This is a genomic window from Vibrio sp. 1401, assembly GCF_033340295.1.
In genome coordinates this window covers 1-581 of the sequence record NZ_JAWOWF010000614.1, presented here as the reverse complement: position 1 = coordinate 581, position 581 = coordinate 1, and the positions used below count along the sequence as shown (strand labels likewise).

The window sequence follows — 581 nt, the reverse complement described above, 5'->3', positions numbered from 1 at the left end:
AACGAGTGACTTTCTTTTCAGCACCTTTCCAATCACCTTCAAGGAGCTTGATAATGCCTTCATTGGTGTAGCGACGAGAACGACGCATTTTACGTACGCTGAAGTAGTTCCAAGTGCTTGAGCTTGCGTAAACCAACTTTTTAATCAGGTATTCAAGGAGGAAAAGACCAGCTAGCGCAGCGATAACGAAGATCACCAAAGTGGTCACGCTCATTTCGATGGTCTTGTTTGCTATTGAGATCAGTACATATCCTTGTTGACCAGAAAACTGAGTACCGGCAAATAGACCTGCACCTAGAACGACAAATAGGAAAATAAGGCGAATCATTATTTATCCCCCGTACCTGTCATTGTTGTGACTTCACGACGTAGTCGCTCACGAATCACATCCGATAGCTGAGATTGGCTTTCCAGTTTTGCAGGGTACTCAACTTGAATATTTTGTTGGCTTAATTGGTTGAGTGCTTTGTTGAATTCTTTCACCGCGTTGTCGTCTTGATTGAAGAAAGCCATCGCCCACTTGTCAGCTGTCGTTAACGAAGTGGTGTAGATTTCGCCTTGCTCTCGGTAAACCGCTTTGA

Annotated in this window: 2 protein-coding genes; both read right to left on the bottom strand. The window is 44.1% G+C overall.

The features are described from left to right. Nucleotides 1-328 (bottom strand): heme biosynthesis HemY N-terminal domain-containing protein (locus R7Z77_RS27150; protein ID WP_318137278.1); only part of this gene is annotated, 328 nt, incomplete at its 3' end. Then, the coding region (locus R7Z77_RS27145) for a uroporphyrinogen-III C-methyltransferase (RefSeq protein WP_318137277.1) at nucleotides 328-581 on the bottom strand (254 nt) is incomplete at its 5' end. The genes R7Z77_RS27145 and R7Z77_RS27150, both read right to left, overlap by 1 nt.